Source organism: Paenibacillus sp. FSL R7-0345, from assembly GCF_038595055.1.
Taxonomy (GTDB): Bacteria; Bacillota; Bacilli; order Paenibacillales; family Paenibacillaceae; genus Paenibacillus_AQ.
Genome location: NZ_CP152002.1, coordinates 6,877,284 through 6,896,048 on the forward strand (window position 1 = coordinate 6,877,284; position 18,765 = coordinate 6,896,048).

Annotated in this window: 15 protein-coding genes and 1 riboswitch; of the genes, 8 read left to right on the forward strand and 7 right to left on the reverse strand. The window is 52.9% G+C overall.

Annotation, left to right across the window (positions count from 1 at the left end; translation table 11 throughout):
• Positions 1–125 precede the first annotated feature (125 nt).
• Genes NST84_RS29775 through NST84_RS29790 form a run of 4 tightly spaced genes read left to right on the forward strand, consistent with a single transcriptional unit; the run spans position 126 to position 4,096 of the window.
• The gene (locus tag NST84_RS29775) at positions 126–1,214 is read left to right on the forward strand and encodes an iron-siderophore ABC transporter substrate-binding protein (RefSeq protein WP_039879567.1); all 1,089 of its coding nucleotides are present in this window, start codon (positions 126–128) and stop codon (positions 1,212–1,214) included.
• Positions 1,207–2,247: an iron ABC transporter permease gene (locus tag NST84_RS29780; protein WP_039877972.1), complete on the forward strand. Its 1,041-nt coding sequence runs from the start codon at positions 1,207–1,209 to the stop codon at positions 2,245–2,247. The genes NST84_RS29775 and NST84_RS29780 overlap by 8 nt, the downstream gene beginning before the upstream one ends.
• Positions 2,244–3,281 carry an iron chelate uptake ABC transporter family permease subunit gene (locus NST84_RS29785; protein ID WP_342563608.1) on the forward strand — a complete coding sequence of 346 codons (1,038 nt, stop codon included), beginning with the start codon at positions 2,244–2,246 and terminating at the stop codon, positions 3,279–3,281. The genes NST84_RS29780 and NST84_RS29785 overlap by 4 nt, the downstream gene beginning before the upstream one ends.
• The gene (locus NST84_RS29790; RefSeq protein ID WP_039877975.1) at positions 3,281–4,096 is read left to right on the forward strand and encodes an ABC transporter ATP-binding protein; all 816 of its coding nucleotides are present in this window, start codon (positions 3,281–3,283) and stop codon (positions 4,094–4,096) included. Before NST84_RS29785 ends, NST84_RS29790 begins: the two co-directional genes overlap by 1 nt.
• A 62-nt stretch (positions 4,097–4,158) precedes the next feature.
• On the opposite strand, the gene NST84_RS29795 is transcribed toward NST84_RS29790, so the two are convergent.
• The 5 genes from NST84_RS29795 to NST84_RS29815 all read right to left on the reverse strand — a co-directional run bounded on the left by NST84_RS29795 (position 4,159) and on the right by NST84_RS29815 (position 11,314).
• Positions 4,159–5,550, reverse strand: coding sequence for an amino acid permease (locus tag NST84_RS29795; RefSeq protein ID WP_342563609.1), 1,392 nt, complete (start codon positions 5,548–5,550; stop codon positions 4,159–4,161).
• Between the two features lie 139 nt (positions 5,551–5,689).
• A riboswitch (glycine riboswitch) is annotated at positions 5,690–5,769 on the reverse strand.
• Positions 5,770–5,918: 149 nt separating this feature from the next.
• Positions 5,919–7,139: an MFS transporter gene (locus NST84_RS29800; protein ID WP_342563610.1), complete on the reverse strand. Its 1,221-nt coding sequence runs from the start codon at positions 7,137–7,139 to the stop codon at positions 5,919–5,921.
• A 384-nt stretch (positions 7,140–7,523) separates the two neighbouring features.
• On the reverse strand, positions 7,524–8,948 hold the full coding sequence (gene araA, locus NST84_RS29805; RefSeq protein ID WP_039877978.1) for an L-arabinose isomerase: 1,425 nt from the start codon (positions 8,946–8,948) through the stop codon (positions 7,524–7,526).
• A gap of 55 nt (positions 8,949–9,003) precedes the next feature.
• Entirely contained in the window at positions 9,004–9,699 is a 696-nt protein-coding gene (locus NST84_RS29810) for an L-ribulose-5-phosphate 4-epimerase (protein ID WP_039877979.1), read from the reverse strand.
• A gap of 1 nt (position 9,700) precedes the next feature.
• Positions 9,701–11,314, reverse strand: coding sequence for an FGGY-family carbohydrate kinase (locus NST84_RS29815; RefSeq protein ID WP_342563611.1), 1,614 nt, complete (start codon positions 11,312–11,314; stop codon positions 9,701–9,703).
• Positions 11,315–11,573: 259 nt separating this feature from the next.
• Between NST84_RS29815 and NST84_RS29820 the strand changes: the two genes are divergently transcribed.
• A complete protein-coding gene (locus NST84_RS29820; RefSeq protein ID WP_342563612.1) occupies positions 11,574–12,659 on the forward strand; it encodes a GntR family transcriptional regulator in 1,086 nt (361 codons plus the stop codon).
• A gap of 240 nt (positions 12,660–12,899) precedes the next feature.
• Here NST84_RS29820 and NST84_RS29825 read toward each other — a convergent pair whose 3' ends face one another.
• Together NST84_RS29825 and NST84_RS29830 are read right to left on the reverse strand one after the other, a co-directional pair.
• The gene (locus tag NST84_RS29825; protein ID WP_342561696.1) at positions 12,900–14,084 is read right to left on the reverse strand and encodes an IS256 family transposase; all 1,185 of its coding nucleotides are present in this window, start codon (positions 14,082–14,084) and stop codon (positions 12,900–12,902) included.
• Between the two features lie 214 nt (positions 14,085–14,298).
• A complete protein-coding gene (locus NST84_RS29830) occupies positions 14,299–15,042 on the reverse strand; it encodes a glycoside hydrolase family 16 protein (RefSeq protein WP_342563613.1) in 744 nt (247 codons plus the stop codon).
• Between the two features lie 175 nt (positions 15,043–15,217).
• On the opposite strand from NST84_RS29830, the gene NST84_RS29835 reads away from it, so the two are divergent.
• The 3 genes from NST84_RS29835 to NST84_RS29845 are packed head-to-tail and all read left to right on the forward strand — an operon-like array spanning position 15,218 to position 18,709.
• Positions 15,218–16,114, forward strand: coding sequence for an ABC transporter permease subunit (locus NST84_RS29835; protein ID WP_231574805.1), 897 nt, complete (start codon positions 15,218–15,220; stop codon positions 16,112–16,114).
• A 15-nt stretch (positions 16,115–16,129) separates the two neighbouring features.
• The gene (locus NST84_RS29840; RefSeq protein WP_342563614.1) at positions 16,130–17,014 is read left to right on the forward strand and encodes a carbohydrate ABC transporter permease; all 885 of its coding nucleotides are present in this window, start codon (positions 16,130–16,132) and stop codon (positions 17,012–17,014) included.
• A gap of 24 nt (positions 17,015–17,038) precedes the next feature.
• Entirely contained in the window at positions 17,039–18,709 is a 1,671-nt protein-coding gene (locus tag NST84_RS29845) for an extracellular solute-binding protein (protein ID WP_342563615.1), read from the forward strand.
• Positions 18,710–18,765 lie beyond the last annotated feature (56 nt).

An 18,765-nucleotide genomic window follows, 5' to 3' on the forward strand; every position in this document is an offset into this window, starting at 1 on the left:
AATTTAATTTACCACTTTTTTATTGACACTGCTGGAAATTCCATATATATTGTTCGATAATGAGAATCGTTATCAAGTATTGTTAAATACACAATATAAAGGATGGGGTCACACAAATGAAACACATGAACACAACAAGAAAGTATACTTTCAGAACGCTGCTTGCTCCGCTTGCGCTTACACTTGCGCTGGTAGGCTGCGGTAACAACAATGCTTCGAATAGTGCGGCTTCCCCGACAAACGCTGCGGCTACCACTGCACCAGCTGCTACAGAAGCACCGGCTGCTACAGATGCCGTTCAATATCCGGTTACAATCAAAACTGCACTGGGCGAGGCTGTACTTGAGAGCAAGCCTGAGCGTGTTGTTACCATTCAATGGGGTAATCAGGACGTTGCCCTCGCGCTGGGTGTTGTTCCAGTGGGCTTCTCGGCAGCAAACTTCGGCGTTCAGGACGACAGCGGTCTGCTCCCTTGGACCAAACAGAAGCTGGACGAGCTGGGCGTAACCGATCCAAACGTATTCCAGGATACAGACGGCCTTGATTTCGAAGCGATCTCCGATGCTGATCCGGACGTCATTCTTGCCGCTTACTCCGGCATCACACAAGAAGACTTCGACACACTGAGCCAGATCGCTCCGGTGGTCGCTTACCCGGTTTCCCCTTGGACCACCACATGGCGTGAGCAGGTTAACCTGATTGCTGAAGGCATGGGCATGAAGGCCGAAGGCGAGCAGTTGATCAAGGACACCGAGGACCTGGTGAACGAAAAGCTGACTGCCTATCCGCAAATCGCCGGCAAAAAAGTCGTATGGGTTAACTTCTCCGCTGACGACCTGTCCAAGCTGCATATCTATGCGCCACTTGATTCCCGCGTCTCCTTCCTGTACGAGCTGGGAATGGAATATCCGGAAAGCATCACCAGCCAGATTACGGATCCGACAAGCTACTCTCTGAGCCTGAGTTCCGAGAACGTAGAAGCACTCAACGATGCAGATTTGATTATCGGATATGGCAATGACGAACTACTGAAGGCTCTTCAGGCAGATTCCCTGCTGGGCAAAATCCCTGCGATTGAGCGCGGTTCAGTTGCTTTCATCGACAGCGATACACCGCTTGTTGCTGCCGGAACGCCTAACCCGCTGCCTATTGCCTACACTATTGATGAGTATCTGAAGCTGATCGGCGGAGCTATCGACAAGATAAATGAATAGTTCTGAGACTTCTGAATATAAAAAGCCAGCCCTGCATACCCCGCGGAATTTCACGCTGGTCCTGATCCTCTGCTTCATCCTGCTTGGCTTATGCATTGTCGCCTCGCTGGCCTTGGGCTCGCGTGTGACCAGCTTAAGAGAGCTGCTCGACGGTTTATTTCATCCGGACGTGCAGTCCTTCGGAGCCAACGTAGTCCGCAAGCGGATATCCCGGACAGTATTCAGCATAATGTGCGGTGCAGCGCTCGGCGTATCCGGGGCGCTTATGCAATCGGTCACCCGCAATCCTATTGCGGACCCGAGTATACTGGGAGTCAATACCGGCGCTGCCTTGTTCGTAGTGTGCGGAATTGCCTTTCTAAACATAAGCTCAGCCAGCCAATTCATTTGGCTGGCTTTGGCCGGAGCTGCGCTTACTGCAGTATTCGTATTCGGAATAGGTTCAATGGGGCGTGGCGGAGCCACCCCCATTAAGCTCGTTCTGGCGGGTGCTGCGACAAGCGCGGCCCTTTCGTCTCTCGTCACTGCGATCATGATCCCGCGTTCCTATGTTATGGATAAATTCAGGTTCTGGCAGGTGGGCAGCGTCGGTTCAGGAAGCTGGGATAACATCTCCACCTTCATCCCTTTTCTGATCGCCGGCATGCTGATTGCCGTGCTGACAGCGCCTGCGCTGAATGCGCTGGCCCTGGGCGATGATGTCGCCACCGGACTCGGTGTTAAGACAGGCTTTCTGCGGTTTACCGCCGCTCTCGCAGGAGTTGTCCTTTGCGGTGCAACAACGGCGCTTGCAGGCCCGATCGGTTTTATCGGCCTTTTATCCACCCATGTTATCAGGCTTATTCTGGGCCCTGATCTGCGTTTTGTCATTCCCATGTCGGCGGTTGCCGGAGCTATTATTCTGACCGTAGCCGATGTCGGCGGCAGGCTGCTCGGCAGCCCCGGAGAGCTTGAAGTCGGTGTTGTGACAGCGTTCATCGGAGCACCGATATTAATCATATTAGCTATGAGATCGAAAGTGCGGTCCTTATGACAAATTATCTACCTTCAACCGAATTTATCATGGCTGGCAGACGGCAAAGACGCCGCCGCTGGATACTGGTTACCAGCCTTTTGGGCGTTCTTGCCTGTGCACTCTGTATAGCTATGCTGCTGCTCGGAAATACCATCTATCCGCTTTCGGAGGTAATCCGGGCCCTTTCGGGAGAGCAGATTAAGGGCGTTTCCTTTGCTGTGAGTACAATCCGTCTGCCGCGGATGCTGGCCGGCCTGTTTGCCGGGTTTGCTTTTGGCGTTGCAGGCTACACCTTCCAGACGATGCTGCGTAACCCGCTGGCTAATCCGAATGTCATCGGGATTACGTCCGGCTCCAGTGCGGCTGCTGTGTTCTGTATTGTTATCCTTCATGCCGGCGGGGCTGTGGTTTCTCTGGCCGCCGTCCTTGCCGGTCTGGCTACTGTCATTCTGATCTATATCCTGTCCAGAGGAAGAACCTTTTCCATCGGGCGTCTGATCCTTGTTGGTATTGGCGTACAGGCGATGCTCGATGCCATAATCTCCTATCTTCTGCTGATCAGCTCGGAGAAGGATGTACCTACAGCTATCCGCTGGCTGACAGGCAGTCTCAACGGCTCGCAGATGAGCGAGCTGCCTCCGCTTGTGCTTACAGTGATCATTTGTGCGCCTATCCTAATTCTGCTGGGCAAGCACCTTGATATTCTGGAGCTCGGCGAACAATCTGCATCCTCACTTGGCGTACATACGGACAAGACCCGGATCCTGCTGATTGTCGGCTCTGTCTGCATGATTGCTATAGCCACTGCAACAACAGGTCCGATAGCCTTTGTCTCCTTCCTTTCCGGACCGATTGCCAAAAGACTGACCGGGGCCGGCTTCTCCGGCATTGTCCCTTCAGGACTGGTTGGCGTTGTTCTGGTTCTGGCGGCAGATCTGATCGGCCAGTTCGCCTTCGTGACCCGCTTCCCGGTAGGTGTAATCACCGGGCTGCTCGGAGCGCCGTATCTGATATACCTGCTGATCCAGATGAACCGGAAGGGAGAATTATAATGAATCAGGCGCATACTTTTAAAGTCGAACGCCTCGTAGCAGGCTATGAGAATAAAACGGTCATCCAGGATGTCAGCCTTGTGCTGCCGAGCAGCAAAATCAGCGTCATTATCGGCTCCAACGGCTGCGGCAAGTCCACGCTCCTGAAGACGATGGCCCGGCTGATCAAGCCCTCCTCCGGCACCATTACGATTGACGGAAAGCCGCTTGCCAAAATTGCCTCTAAGCCCCTGGCCCGCACGGTCGGAATGCTGCCGCAGTCGCCGATTGTTCCGGAGGGAATTTCCGTAGCTGATCTGGTTGGCCGGGGCAGATTTCCGCACCAGTCGCTCTTCGGCAGCTGGAGCAAAAAGGACTATGAGGCCGTTGCCGAAGCGATGGAGATTATGAAGATTACGGAATTTGCCAATCATCATATTGATGAGCTGTCCGGCGGCCAGCGCCAGCGCGTCTGGATCGCCATGGCACTGGCGCAGCAGACCGATATCCTGTTCCTTGATGAACCGACAACGTTCCTCGACATCACCTACCAGGTAGAGATTCTGGACCTGCTGACCGATCTGAACCGCAAGCACGGCACTACCATCGTCATGGTGCTGCATGATATTAACCTGTCGGCCCGGTATGCCGACCATATCTTTGCCCTTCATTCAGGCAAGCTGGTTGCTGAAGGCACACCGGATAAGGTTATTACGAGCACCCTGGTCAAAGACATCTTCGGACTGGACTGCGCGGTAATCAAGGACCCGGTTGCCGGCTCGCCGATGATTGTGCCCAAGGGACGCTATCACGCCGATTATGTGCCTGTTCCTTAGCGGATACAGATAGCCCGATATAAATAAAACCACCCCGGTTAACGGAGTGGTTTTTATTGTGTCTACAGCTGGATATGGTTCCCGGCACCGGTATTAATTCCGGTCTCCCCGCGGCTCTTCTGCTTCCTGCTTCTCACCGAATACAGGACGAACAGCAGGATGAACCAGACCGGAGTGAACAGCAGCGCCGGACGGGTCTCCTCGGCAATCAGCATAATGATCAGGATTGCTGCGAACAGCGCCAGAACCATATAGTTAACTGCCGGAGTGAACGGTGCCTTGAATTTGGAGGCAGCCTGCAGGTCCGGACGGTTCCGCTTGTATTTGATGTGGCATACCAGCACTACGCCCCAGACCCAAATAAAGCAAATGGCGCTGACCGTAGTCACAATGCCGAAGGCCTGCTCCGGAACCAGCTTGCTCAGCAGCGCACCGGCTGAAACAACCAGTGTAGAAATGAACAGCGAATTGGCCGGCACATGATTTTTGTTCAGCTTGCCGAACCGGGCAGAAGCCTGATCCTTGCGGCTCAGATTGTAGAGAATCCGGCTGGTCGAGAACATCCCGCTGTTGCAGGCCGACGCAGCTGAGGTCAGGACGACGAAGTTGATAATCCCGGCAGCAACCGGAATACCCACGAGGCTAAAGGTTCTTACGAACGGGCTCTCCGCCGGGCTGAGCTGGGTCCACGGGTTAACGCACAGCAGAACGAACAGCGCGCCGACGTAGAAGAACAGAATCCGCAGCGGGATTTTGTTAATCGCTGACGGGATATTTTTCTCAGGATCAGCCGTTTCTGCCGCCGACACCCCTACGAGCTCTACACCGACATAAGCAAACACGACCATCTGGAAGGAGAACAGGAAGCCTGTGATGCCGTTAGGGAATACTCCGCCATGCTGCCACAGATTGCGGACCGTTACCGCTCCTGCATCTGTCTTGAAGCCCATGACGAGCAGGACAATCCCGAGCCCGATCAGGGCAAGAATCGTAACCACCTTGATTAATGCGAACCAGAACTCCAGCTCGCCGAAGCTTTTGACGGTCAGCAGATTAAGTCCCAGCAGAATAATCAGACAGATGACGGCAGGTATCCACTGCGGGATATCAAACCAGTATTGCACATAGACCCCTACCGCAATGACATCGGCCATCGCCGTCATAATCCAGCAGAACCAGTACGTCCAGCCTGTGACAAAAGCGGCCTTAGGCCCTAAATAATCCTCAGCTATATCCGTAAAGGACTGGTACCCCGCCTTGGACAGCAGCAGTTCCCCCAGTGCCCTCATTACAAAAAACACAGCGATTCCCACAATCAGATAAGTGAACATGATCGACGGACCCGCCTTTTCAATCGCCCGCCCTGATCCCAGGAATAACCCTGTTCCAATCGTTCCTCCAATTGCGATTAACTGTACGTGCCGGTTAGCCAGCTCTCTCTTTAACTCTGCCATGCCTGTTTCCCCCTTATGATTACAGCCTGCTGCTGCCAATAAAAAAAGAGACTGGATACGATCATCCAATCTCCCGGCTCATAAGAATATCAAACACTATCCGCCCTGCGGGCAGCAGCCCGCAAGGCAGATAAATATTCAGTACTCTTCTGTCCTTTTGCCTGAGATTGTGAACCCTTCGGCGCTGCGGTAGCCCGCAGTCTCTCCAGAAGCTGCTCCTGCTATAGTGTGATCCATAGCATTCATAGCCTGTAGTGTATTAAGTTGGTGAAGCGTTAATGCATTCTGATATTCTAACATATTACTCGCGGTGTGAGTATTAGAGCTGTGAAAAAAGTCTCATTGCCAATTTTATACTTAACGTGCGCCTAACCCTGTACCTGCTCCTCCTCAGCCTTTCCGTAAAACTTGAGAAAAACAATGATACCGATCACCGCTACAACGATGCCCGACCAGAAAAACCACACCTGCACCCCGTACCGGTCTGCAACCGGCCCGGCCAGGGCCAGCCCGATTGGAGAAGACAGCATCCCGATGCTGGAAACGAGCGAAATGACGCGCCCTAACGTTTCCGGCTCGTAAGCCTTCTGGATCATAGCCATATAAGGGCCGTTGAACAGCGGAGCAGCAGCGCCCATGAAGAAGGACAGCACAGCAAAGACCACGAAGGCTCCGCTGCCGACAACTCCGCTCAGCAGACAGGTCAGGCCGATAATAACAAGGCTTACGCTCATATAGGTGGAGTCACGCCACTTGGAGGACAATACCGACAGCAGCACGCCCCCGATGATCATGCCGATGCCGAATACCGCCTCTATAACACTCGCGCTGTATCCGCCCCGGCCAAAGTGCTCCAGCGTCATCAGCGGGAACAGCATGGCCAGCGGCATGAAGACAACACTAAAGCCTGCCATGGCAATCGTGATAAAGACAATCTGCTTAGAGGAAACAAAGGTCCGCCAGCCGAGAATGAACTCCTGCCGGAAGGACAGTGCCTGCACCACTTCCGGCTTCGGCTGATGAATCTTCACCATCAGCAGCATGACGTTAGCGATCAGTGCGCCCGCCACATCAAGCAGCAGCACGGTTCCCAGCGATGTAGCCGAGTATACGGCGATCCCAAGCGCCGGTCCCAGGATGCTGGAAGCGGAGAAGACCATCTGCTGCCAGCCCGCTACCCGGGTTAACTGGTCCTCCGGGGCAATCAGCGGGACGGCCGCCTGGAAAGACGGCGCGTGGAACGAAGAGGCCACGGAGCGGATGAACAGTACGACATACACAACCCACAGGCTCGGGTCGCCCCATAAATAGTAAGCGCCCAGGATCAGGCTGGTGACAGCAATCATGCTGTCGGAGATGATCATGGTCCGCTTGCGGTTCCAGCGGTCCAGCCAGACGCCGATGAACGGCCCCAGGATGGCCTGCGGCAGGAAGCCGACCAGCCCGGCGATCATCAGCACAGAGGCTGACCCTGTCGTTTCTGTCAGATGCCAGATAATCGAGAACTGCACCATCGATGAAGTCAGAATCGAGAAAATCTGACCGCTAAAGATAAAAGCGAATGTCCTCTTCCAGTGCATATGATTCATAAATTGTACCTCCCAAAAGTAAATGGATTTCGTTTCTGAAGCAGCTATGCCGTTAGTCAAAAAAAACAGACCCAAGTCCAGTGGGCTTGAGTCTGCTTGCTTTACGTGTCGGAACAGGGCATAGCCAAATAAGGCTCTGCATATAAACCGTCAGGATTACGGCCTATGTCCATACGTATAGATAAGCAACCCAAAAAAGCCCACCTTAATGGTGAAATTTGCTCTTTCGGGTACTCATCTCAAGCGCATGGATGGGGTCATAGCCGCAGTCCTCCTTTTCATAGTTAGCCGTATCTTATCATCGGTAACAGAAGCTGTCAAACCTAAAAAAGCGACAAAAAAAGCAGGCAAGCCAACGCTTACCCGCTCCTCTGAATAATTAGATTATTTAATGATTACATATTCCAAGCCTACGAGCTTAGCGTAGCTGACGATCTGGTCGGTAGTCAGGTTCAGGGAAACCACGGTGTGGTGGCCGCCGCCGTTCTCGATCCAGGCCTTCACTCCGTCCTGGAAGTTAGGCTTAACCTTCCACAGAACACGCGCTACCGGAAGGTTAGGAGCCGCAACCTCAGGCTCAAAGGCTTCCACTTCATTGATCAGCAGCTTGTAGTGTGTGCCGAAGTCTGCCATCGATACAACGACGCCTTCGCCTGCTTTGCCGTCAAATACGAGGCGGGCCGGATCTTCACGGTCGCCGATACCCAGCGGTGATACCAGCACCTTAGGCTTGCTGCTTGCCAGGCTTGGATCAACCTCAAGCATGTGGGACTGCAGAATCGCTTCCTTGCCTTCTGCCATTTCATACGTGTAATCTTCCATGAAGCCGGTGTTCACGTTATGGGCCATTACCTTCAGCAGGCGGTCAAGGGCAGCCGTCTTCCAGTCGCCTTCGCCGGCGAAGCCGTAGCCTTGTGCCATCAGGCGTTGTACGGCCAGACCCGGAAGCTGCTTCATGCCATGCAGGTCTTCAAAGTTCGATGTGAAGGCATTGTAGCCGCCGTTGTCCAGGAAACGCTTCAGGGCGATTTCGTAGCTGGCCTGAACCTTAACGCTCGCTTCCCATGCTTCCTTGCTGTAGCTGCCGTAATCGAAATCGTACTGCTCTGCATATTCAGCGAACAGGGCATTGATCTCTTCTTCCGTTACTTCGTTTACATAAGCAACAAGGTCGCCGATACCGAAGTAGTCAACGGTCCAGCCGAACTGGATCTGAGCTTCTACTTTATCGCCTTCGGTAACCCCTACATTGCGCATGTTGTCGCCGAAACGGGCAACCTTGATGTTGAAGCTCTCGTTGTAAGCAACCGCTACGTCCATCCACTCGGCAATTTGCTTCTGTACATTAGGGCGCTGCCAGTAGCCTACAACCACTTTATTCTGTTTGTTCAGGCGGGCATTGATGAAGCCGTACTCACGGTCACCATGGGCAGCCTGGTTAAGGTTCATGAAATCCATGTCGATCGTTGCCCAAGGAATGCTCTCATTGTACTGGGTAGCCAGGTGAAGAAGAGGCTTCTGCAGCAGCTTGGTGCCGCGGATCCACATTTTGGCCGGGGAGAAAGTGTGCATCCAGGTGATTACACCCGCAACCTCATCACGGTAGTTAACTTCCTTCATGATGGTGGTGATTTTGTCCGCGCTGACTGCCAGATCCTGCAATACAAGCGGGTAAGGCAGAACGCCGCTGTTATTCAGTGCATCGACCATTTCCTGGGCGTGGGCCTTAACTTCTCCGAGTGCTTCTTCTCCGTACAGATGCTGCGATCCAACAACGAACCAGAACTGCTTGTCACTAACTGTTGTCATTTATATTCATCCTCTTCTCTTAAATTGTGATAGTAGGGTAATCCGTACCCCCATATTACTTCTGGCCGTAGTAGGCATCCTTGCCGTGCTTGCGCAAATAGTGCTTATCCAGAATCCGCTGCGGCAGCTCCTCGGCGAAATGATTCAGCTCACGGGCAAAATGGTTCATCTTAGCCACTTCCTCCAGCACCACACTGTTCATAACAGCGGAATGGGCATCCTTGCCCCAGGTGAATGGTCCATGACCCTTCAGCAGTACGCCGGGAACCGCCATAATATCAATGCCCCGCTGCTCAAACGTCTCGATGATTACATGCCCTGTCTCTGCTTCATACCCGCGGTCAATCTCCTCTTGTGTGAGGAACCGGGTACAAGGTACAGCGCCGTAGAAGGTGTCAGCATGTGTAGTTCCCATAACCGGAACATCAAGGCCCGCCTGCGCCCAGACGGTTGCCCACATGGAGTGCGTATGCACAATGCCGCCGATTTCCTTATAATGCTTATACAGCACAGCGTGGGTCGGTGTATCTGAGGAAGGTCTAAGATCGCCCTCAACAACGTTACCGTCAAAATCGACAACGACCATATCGCTGGCTTTCATTTTCTCATAGCTGACTCCGCTTGGTTTAATGACGAACAGGTTACGCTCACGGTCAACCGCGCTGACATTACCCCAGGTGTACTTGATAAGTCCTTGCTTAGGCAGATCCAGATTGGCCTGGAATACCTCTTCCTTCAATTGCTCTAACACATTAACCCCTCCCGTTCTCTACCAGATGATCTACAGCAGCCTGCTCAATCGCCAGTCCTTCCACATACCGCTCCATAAAGAGCTCAAAGCCCTTAACGTCAGCTGCATCCGGATGAATGACCTGTCCTTCCGTATCCTTAAATACCTTGTTATCGAGAAAATCGTCCAGACGCTCCTGCTGCTCCCTGTTCTGCATGAACGCGGCCAGAATCGCCATCCCCCAGGCACCGCCCTCGCTGGCTGTTGCCATTACGGAGACAGGTACGTTCATCGAGGCTGCCACGATCTTTTGACCGACCACAGGTGTTTTGAATAAGCCGCCGTGCGCCAGAATGCTGTCAATTGCGACATTCTCCTTCTTCGTGAGGATGTCCATCCCGATCTTCAGCGCGGCAAAAGCGGTAAACAGGTGCGTACGCATAAAGTTAGCCAGATTGAAGCGGCTCTCAGGCGAGCGTACGAAGAGAGGGCGTCCCTTCTCGATGCCTGTAATATTTTCCCCGGAAAAATAACCGTAGCTCAGCAGACCGCCGCCGTCGGCATCTGCCTCAAGCGCCTTGCCAAACAGCACGCTGAACAGCTTGCCGGAATCCGCCTGGAAGCCCATAGCCTCCGCAAATTCACGGAACAGGCCAACCCATGCGTTGATGTCACTGGAGCAGTTATTCGCATGCACCATCCCTACCGGACTGCCGTCCGGCGTAGTAACCATATCAATCTCCGGATACACGGTGGACAGATCGTTCTCTAGCACGATCATCGCGAATACGGAGGTACCTACAGAGATGTTACCGGTGCGTTTTCTTACACTATTAGTAGCAACCATGCCTGTTCCGGCATCCCCCTCAGGAGGGCACAGCGGAATACCTGCCTGCAAGTCCCCGGACACGTCCAGAATCGCAGCACCCGCTTCAGTTAGTACGCCTGCATGCTCGCCTGCATGATACACCTTTGGCAAAAGCTCTCCAAGCTTCAAAGAATAGCCCTTAGCCGCTGTCAGCTCGTCGAACTGCTTTACCATTGCCGGATTGTAATCCTGCGCAGCTTCATCAATCGGGAAAATCCCCGAAGCATCGCCGATGCCGATCGCTTTAGTTCCGGTCAGCAGCCAGTGGATGTACCCGGCCAGTGTGGTTACAAAATCAACGTCCGGCACATGCTCTTCCTTGTTAAGAATCGCCTGATACAGATGGGCAATGCTCCACCGTTCAGGGATGTTGAACTGGAATGCCTCAGTAAGCTCCTTGGCCGCAGCTCCGGTTGTCGCATTGCGCCAGGTCCGGAACGGAACCAGCAGCTCTCCCTTGCTGTCAAAAGCCATATATCCGTGCATCATGGCCGAGAATCCGATCGACCCCACCTTGCTCAGGGTGACTTCGTATTTCTGCTGTACTTCCTGCTTCAATTCACTGTAGGCAGTCTGCAGGCCCTTGATGATATCATTCAAATCATACGTCCAGTATCCGTCAACCAGCTGGTTCTCCCACTCATAGCTGCCGGAGGCAACCGTCTCAAACTTCCGGTCAATCAGTACCGCCTTGATACGTGTGGACCCAAATTCGATACCCAGTGAGGTTCCTCCCTCAAGTATCGCTTGCCTGATGTTCTGATCCATGCCCACGTTACTCCTCCCTAAGCCAACCTGTTATAATTTTAACAATAAAAAGAAGGCGCTTCCCTTTAACAGCTCCAGTATATTTTTTGTTCGTACATTTGTCAATACAACTTGTAAGATATACATACAAATTAACTTTATGTTTATACATATACGCTCATAGACTATAATAAGCTAATATCTGTGTTACAATATGTACGTACAACTTTTACACAGGCAATACATTCCGTTCTGAACTACCTCGAAAGAAGTGAGTCCGATGAAGACAAAATACCAGATTATTTTTGATGATATAAAAAGCAATATTCTATCCGGAGCCTATAGTGTGGGCGAACAGATTCCTACCGAGCTGGCCTTGCAGGAGACTTATAACGTCAGCCGTCAGACGGTGCGCAAGGCGATTCTGGAGCTGTCTAATGAAGGGTTTTTACGCAGCGAAAAGGGCTCCGGCACCTATGTCAGCAGCCAGTTCCGCTCCAAAGCGGCAGGCGGCTCCAGCAAGCGGACGATTGGGGTCATTACCACGTACCTCTCAGATTATATCTTTCCTTCTATTATCCGCGGGATTGAGGGACGGCTGAATGAGGATAATTATTCGCTGCTGTTGGCCAGTACCAATAATGATGTAGCCCAGGAGAAGAAGGCGCTGGAGATGATGCTGTCCTTCGGGGTCGACGGCCTGATTGTGGAGCCTACGAAGAGTAACCTGTACAATCCTAACATCGCCTACTACCTGTCCTTCAAGGAGCAGGACGTACCGTTCATCATGATCAATGCGTATTATGAGGAGCTGGAGGTGCCGTTCTTTTGCCTCGATGATGTGCAGTCCAGTTATCTGGCTACCAAGGAGCTGATCTCTAAGGGCCATACCCAGATCGGTATCATTGCCAAGATGGATGACCTGCAGGGCAAGTACCGGATGAAGGGCTACATCAAGGCGCTCGGCGAAGCGAAGCTGCGGTTCCATCCCGAGCAGGTATTGTCCTTTGATACCGAGACGAAGCAGGTGCTGCAGGGCAGCCTCAAGACATTCCTGAGCGAAAATAGGGACATGCTGACAGCCATCGTCTGCTACAACGACGAGGTCGGCCTGGAGGCAGTAAATGTATGCCGCCAGCTGGACATCTCGGTCCCGGAGGACCTGTCGATCATCGGCCAGGACAATTCCTACATTGCCAAGAACGCCAACATCAAGCTGACCACCCTGACCCACCCGCAGGAGCAGATGGGCCGCGACGCCGCCGAATGGGTAATCAAGAAGCTGCAGGGCAAAAAGGATCTGCGGAACAGCACCTACTACCAGCCGGTGCTGGTGGAGGGGGAGACGGTGCGGGAGCTGGAGTGAGGGTTTGATGTGCAGAGAAGTGTAAAAGGTACCCGGTTGGGTACCTTTTTGGTTGGGCCAAACAAGCCCGGGGATGGTAGCGATTAGAGGCACTTTTGCCTTTCCTTTCGGCCATTGGGGTAGCGTCAAGAAGTTTGTGTAAGAAAGTGAAAAGTGGGTTCTCAGGTCTTTATTATTTCAATATGGGTGTTCTAGGGGCGGGGGAACCCCGGCCCTAGAACACGGGAATTAGGTTGCTTGCTACAGGTCTTCTAGCACCGGGTACCTGGCTTCAAACATAGCAGTCAGTTTCTTCCGGACTCCCGGATCGCCAAAGCCACGAGTGACTCGCTCGGCAAAACGGCTGTTGTACTCCATTATTTCAAGGTAAATAATTTTCTCTGCTGCGTCCATGTTCGTCAGACTGTTCATCGGCTTAAGACGCTTGCGGATTTCCTTGTTCATTCGTTCAATTGGATTCGAGGTGTAAATGGCCTCCTTTATGAGCGGAGGGTACTTGTAGAATGTCAGCAAGGTAGAGAATTGGTTCTCCCAAGACTGTAACTCTTTTGAATACAACTTGCCCCATTTCGCCTTCACCGTATCGAACGCAGCCAGTGCTAATTCATGGTCTACAGCTGTATACACTGTCTTCAAATCTTCAAAAAAATCGGTCTTGTGCTGAACCCGAATATTAGGAAAGGTTCCACGGATTTTGTGGACGACGCAGTGCTGCACATCCGCCTTGGGATAGGTTTCACGGAAGGCGGTATCTAGTCCTGGCAGCCCGTCAAATACACCCAGCAAGACTTCATGGACGCCGCGGCTGTACAGATCTTTAAGCACCTCACGCCAGCCGTTTGCGCTCTCCTGGCCGCCGACATAGAAGCCAAGGATCTGGCGCTGTCCATCTTCGTCGATTCCCATCGCGAAATAGACGACTTCACCACTCACGGTTCCGCGCTTCAGTTTGACGTATAAACCATCCAGATAGATGACCGAGTAACGTTTGTTTAGCGGCCGTTTCTGCCATTGCTGGATGTCTTCGAGTACAGTTGCTGTAATGTTGCTGACGGTGGTCGCAGAGTAGTGGCTGCCAAACATACTTTCAATGAAACGGGCTACATCCCGTGTGCCCATGCCTGCTTTGTACATTTGGATGACAGCCTCTTCTAGCCAACCGTCTCGTCTTTGGTACGGTTCAAACATCTGAGTCTGGAATAGGCCCTGACGGTCGCGGGGGACCTCTAGATCCTCCACATTGCCATACTTCGTGTGTAGATTTCGGGTGTAGTATCCGTTGCGGCTGTTGCGTGTACCGGCAGCTTCACTGGACATGAAGGCCCCAATTTCCGCACGCAGGATCGATTCCAAATTTTCTTTTACGAAGTCAGTGACAAGTTTTTCAAATAGATTATTCAGCATATTTTCGGGTACAATAGTCATTGAGTAGGGCTCCTTCTCGGTGGTGTGGTAATCCCGAGAATACCCTACTTTTTTGTTGCCTGCTAGGCTCCAAATCTTGGTACACAACTTATTTTACGCCATCGCCATTGGCCTTCTGAGCCGAAATCAGAGGCACTTTTGCCCTTCATTTCGGCCATTTGGCTGTCCGGGCCGAAATCAGAGGCATTTTTGCTCTTCATTTCGGTCACCGGCCTCACTCATATAGCCAAATCCCCGCCACCGTCATCACCCCCGGCAGGCGATCCTCATCCACCGCTACATTGTTGTCGTACCAGCCGCCCAAGGCCAGGTTGAGGATCAGATAAAACGGCTGGTCGAACGGCATACCGGGCTCCAGCCGGCGCTCGGCGAAGCAGTGGCCGTCCACCAGCCAGCGGATGGAATCCGCACTCCACTCCAGGCCGTAATCACGGAACTGGCTGATCGTACCGTCCGCAAGCTCATGGGTAAATTCCTCGACTACCTTGCTGTCCAGATCCTTGCCATAGTGCAGCGTACCGGCAATCTCCCGGGGCAGGCGGCCCTTGGCCTCCAGCATGTCCAGCTCGCCGGACGCCGGCCACGGGCCGTAGGCGTAATCCTGCGGCATCAGCCAGATTGCCGGCCACAGGCCCTGGCCGACAGGCAGCCTGGCGCGAATAACCAATTTGCCGTAGCAGAAGGAGAAATGGTTTCTTGTATCAAGTCGGGCTGAGGTATAGCCGAAGCTCCGCCCGTCCTGCTCTATTTTTTCACGGCATGCCCGAAGGTTCAGCCCTTGCTCATCAAAGTAAAGGTTATCGGCACGGCCTGTATAAAACTGCTGCTCATTATTGCCCCAGCCCGGATAGACGGGCTTATCATTCAGATCGAGCAGATCATTGCCCGTCCGGATGTTCCAGAGGCTGAGATCGCCCCCGTTCTTTACAAAATCCTGCTCCCACACCAGCTTGCTCATCGCTTGGCACACTCCTCTCATGTAAACACAGCATACTGCATTTCGGAACACGCATATCGGAATCCAAAAAATTGGGATGGCGGCAAAAACGGTGGCCTTTTTTTCCCTGCCCTTTTTTCTTACGATGAAGAGGAAAGGGGGGACATAAGACATGGTTCGATTCCGGGGGGAACAAATGAAAGCGTTTTTTAGACAGTGGCAGCTGCAAAGCATGGTTATTCCGGGCATTGTCTGGATGGTTATTTTTTGTTATCTTCCGATGTTCTGGCTCGTTATCGCCTTTATGGACTACAGTATCGCTAAGCCCATGCTCGAGTCACCGTTTGTCGGGCTGAAGCATTTTGAGGCCTTCGTGAGCGATGACCGGTTCTGGCGTTCGATCCGCAATACGCTGGGGATGAGCAGTATCAAGCTGATCTTAGGCTTTCCGATTCCGATTCTGTTCGCGCTGCTGCTTAATGAAATCCGCAGTTTACGCTTCAAGCGTACGGTGCAGACCATATCGTATCTGCCGCATTTTATCGCGTGGACGATCTTCGGCGGGATTGCGCTCAACTGGCTCGGCGAAGGCGGGGTGGTCAATCAGCTGATGATGGCGATCGGGCTGCAGGACCGCGAAATTTTGTTTAACAGTGATGCCAAATACTTCTGGTGGATTACCTTTTTTACCGATACGCTGAAGGAAACGGGCTGGAGTGCCATTATTTACATTGCGGCTATCTCGGGCATTGATCCCGGATTATATGAAGCTGCGGAGCTTGATGGTGCAGGGCGCTGGCAGCGGATGTGGCATATTACCGTGCAGAGCATCCGTCCGACGATTGCCATCCTATTCATTCTCGCAGTGAGCGGTATTCTGGGCAGTAATTTTGAACAGATTTTTATGCTGAAAAACAACATGAACATGAAAATGGCGGAAAGCCTCGACCTGTACATTTATAACATGGGGCTTGTGTCAGGGCGGCATTCTTTCTCCACAGCTGTACTGTTTGCCCGTTCCATCGTGGCGCTGGGGCTGCTGTTCATGGCGAATCAGACATCCAAAAAACTGACCGGGGACAGTATCTTCTAGAAAGGGGGCAGACCGGTGAAAAGACGCACAGGCTTAAGGAGCATCGGCGTATTTGAAGTCTGTAACACCCTAGTAATGCTGGGGGTATGCTTTCTGACGCTGTACCCGATGTGGTTCGTGCTGATTAACTCGCTTAACGCGCCGGAGCAGGCGCTGCTGGGCACCGTCAACTGGTTCCCGGAGCAGCTGTCGCTGGCCAGCTACAGTGTTGTTTTTAATGATAAAACGATGATGAACGGGTTCCTGATCACCACGCTGCGTACCATAATCGGCTCGGCGGCACATGTGCTGTTCACCGCCATTATCGCTTATGGGCTGAGTAAGACGACGCTGATCGGACGTAAGGTGTACATGAAGGTGGCCCTGGTGACCATGCTTTTCTCAGGCGGACTCATTCCTACCTTTATTCTGATGACGAAGCTGGGGCTGTATGATAACTTCTGGGTGTTCGTCATTCCCGGCATGTACAGCTTTTTCAATATGGTGATTTTTATGAGCTTCTTCCGTACCATTCCTGACAGTCTGGAGGAGTCGGCCAAAGTGGATGGGGCATCGGACTATGGTGTGCTGTTCCGGATTGTATTGCCCAACAGTATGGCTGTAATCGCTACCATCTCGCTGTTCTCCGCCGTCTATCACTGGAATGACTATTATCAGGGTGTTATTTATATCCGTTCGCAGGATATTTTGCCGCTGCAGACGATCCTGTACAAAATCATCGCTGAAAACTCCATGTCGTTCATGCAGCAGCAGGCGATGGCCCAGTTCGGGGCAAGGCTGCCCGGCAACTCGATCAAGTTCGCCTCCATGATGGTAGCTACACTGCCGATTCTGCTGTTCTACCCCTTCATTCAGCGTTATCTGGTCAAAGGGGTTATGATCGGCGCAATTAAGGGATAACCAAACCGAAAGGATGATCTTCTAATGAAGCGTAACTCCGTTAAAAGAAGTCTGACCCTGCTGCTGACGGCGATGCTCTCGCTGTCCCTGGCCGCCTGCAGCGGCAATTCTGCCAATAACGAAAGCGCACCGACGGCAGCACCTCCGGCTGACGCTACTGCTGCACCGCAGGAAGAAGCCACACTGAATCCCGATGAGCCGGCCTGGAAGCTGGACACAAGCCCGATTGACCTGACCTGGTTCGTCGGAGCCAACTGGTACGCCCATTCCTGGGGGGAGAGCCTGACCTCGAAATACGTTACGGAAAAAACCGGCGTCAACGTCAAGCTTGAAGTACCTTCCGGTGAAGCGAACGAGCATATTACTCTGATGATGACCTCCGGCCAGCTGCCTGACCTCATCTCCATGGGCTCCTGGGAAACCGCTGTCAAAAAGCTCTGGGAAGGCGATCACGTCTTCGCCCTGAACGAGCTGGCCGACCAGTACGATCCTTATTTCTATAAAGTAGCCGGCGACGGCACGCTGAAATGGTACCGCCAGGAGAACGGCAACACCTACGGGGTTCCGAATGATTCCTATAGCCCGAATCTGATGCATGAAACCGGCATGACAGCGGCCAATCAGACCTTCCTGGTGCGGAAGGACCTGTATGAGGAGATGGGCAGCCCGGACCTGAGCACACCGGAAGGCTTCCTTGGCGCATTACAGCTGCTGAAGGATAAGTATCCTGAATATAAGGGACAGCCGATGAGCCCGTTTTTTGCCCAGGGGAATGTGCCCTACGGGATGACTGAGTATCTGCAGAATCTGCTCGCTGTCCCGCATGAAAAAGACGGCAAGGTGTATGACCGCGTAACCGATCCCGAATACCTCACCTGGCTGAAAACCTTCCGCACCGCTTACGAGCGCGGACTGATCAATGTCGACTTCCTCGTGGATTCCGATACACAGGTGGAGGAGAAAACGAACAATGCCCGCTATTTCATGATGATCCGTGAATGGACCGGTATGACGGCGGTCAATCCGCTGCTGGCTGCAAGCGCCAACCCGGATTCCTACTATATCGCTGTAGACGGCCCACAGAACAGCAAAGGCGACAGCGCCAAGCTGTTCCCCGGCAACATGGACGGCTGGATGGTCACGATGATCAGCAAATCGACCAAAAACCCGGAACGGGCGATCCGCTTCCTCAGCTATCTCGCCAGCGAAGAGGGGCAGCAGGATCTGTTCCTCGGCAAGGAAGGCGAAACCTGGGAGACTGTGGACGGCAAGCCTCAGCTGAAGGCAGATATGGTGAACCTGATTGCAAGTGATATCGAAACACTGGAGAAGCAATACGGTGTGCTGGATACGTACTGGATGATGCGTAACCCGGTTATTGTGAACCAGTGGAGACCGGAGAAGGCGCCAGTAATCAAACAGATGGAGGACTTTGCTAATGCCCAGGCTGATATTGACAGCGGCATTTATAAGGGCCTTGACCCGCTGGGCGATTCCGAGGTTGCGGTAGCCTGGTCGCGGATTTCGCAGAACTGGGAGGAAGTGCTGCCGGAGCTGATTACGGCCAAGGATGAGGCTGCTTTTGACAAGGTGTTTGCAAGCTTCCTTGAGCGGCGTGACGAATACGGCTTCCAGCAGGTGGTGGAATTCCGCCAGGCTGAGCTGGATGCACGGAAGACCAAAATGGCGAATTAGTTGATAAAGATGCCGGCTGCCTGAGGGCGGCCGGTATTACCTGCTTATACAGAGCC

Excerpts from the sequence above, each read along its gene's own strand:
- NST84_RS29775 (WP_039879567.1), top strand. The coding sequence starts at position 126 with ATGAACACAACAAGAAAGTATACTTTCAGAACGCTGCTTGCTCCGCTT.
- NST84_RS29780 (WP_039877972.1), top strand. The coding sequence starts at position 1,207 with ATGAATAGTTCTGAGACTTCTGAATATAAAAAGCCAGCCCTGCATACC.
- NST84_RS29785 (WP_342563608.1), top strand. The coding sequence starts at position 2,244 with ATGACAAATTATCTACCTTCAACCGAATTTATCATGGCTGGCAGACGG.
- NST84_RS29790 (WP_039877975.1), top strand. The coding sequence starts at position 3,281 with ATGAATCAGGCGCATACTTTTAAAGTCGAACGCCTCGTAGCAGGCTAT.
- NST84_RS29795 (WP_342563609.1), bottom strand. The coding sequence starts at position 5,550 with ATGGCAGAGTTAAAGAGAGAGCTGGCTAACCGGCACGTACAGTTAATC.
- NST84_RS29800 (WP_342563610.1), bottom strand. The coding sequence starts at position 7,139 with ATGAATCATATGCACTGGAAGAGGACATTCGCTTTTATCTTTAGCGGT.
- araA (WP_039877978.1), bottom strand. The coding sequence starts at position 8,948 with ATGACAACAGTTAGTGACAAGCAGTTCTGGTTCGTTGTTGGATCGCAG.
- NST84_RS29815 (WP_342563611.1), bottom strand. The coding sequence starts at position 11,314 with ATGGATCAGAACATCAGGCAAGCGATACTTGAGGGAGGAACCTCACTG.
- NST84_RS29820 (WP_342563612.1), top strand. The coding sequence starts at position 11,574 with ATGAAGACAAAATACCAGATTATTTTTGATGATATAAAAAGCAATATT.
- NST84_RS29825 (WP_342561696.1), bottom strand. The coding sequence starts at position 14,084 with ATGACTATTGTACCCGAAAATATGCTGAATAATCTATTTGAAAAACTT.
- NST84_RS29830 (WP_342563613.1), bottom strand. The coding sequence starts at position 15,042 with ATGAGCAAGCTGGTGTGGGAGCAGGATTTTGTAAAGAACGGGGGCGAT.
- NST84_RS29835 (WP_231574805.1), top strand. The coding sequence starts at position 15,218 with ATGAAAGCGTTTTTTAGACAGTGGCAGCTGCAAAGCATGGTTATTCCG.
- NST84_RS29845 (WP_342563615.1), top strand. The coding sequence starts at position 17,039 with ATGAAGCGTAACTCCGTTAAAAGAAGTCTGACCCTGCTGCTGACGGCG.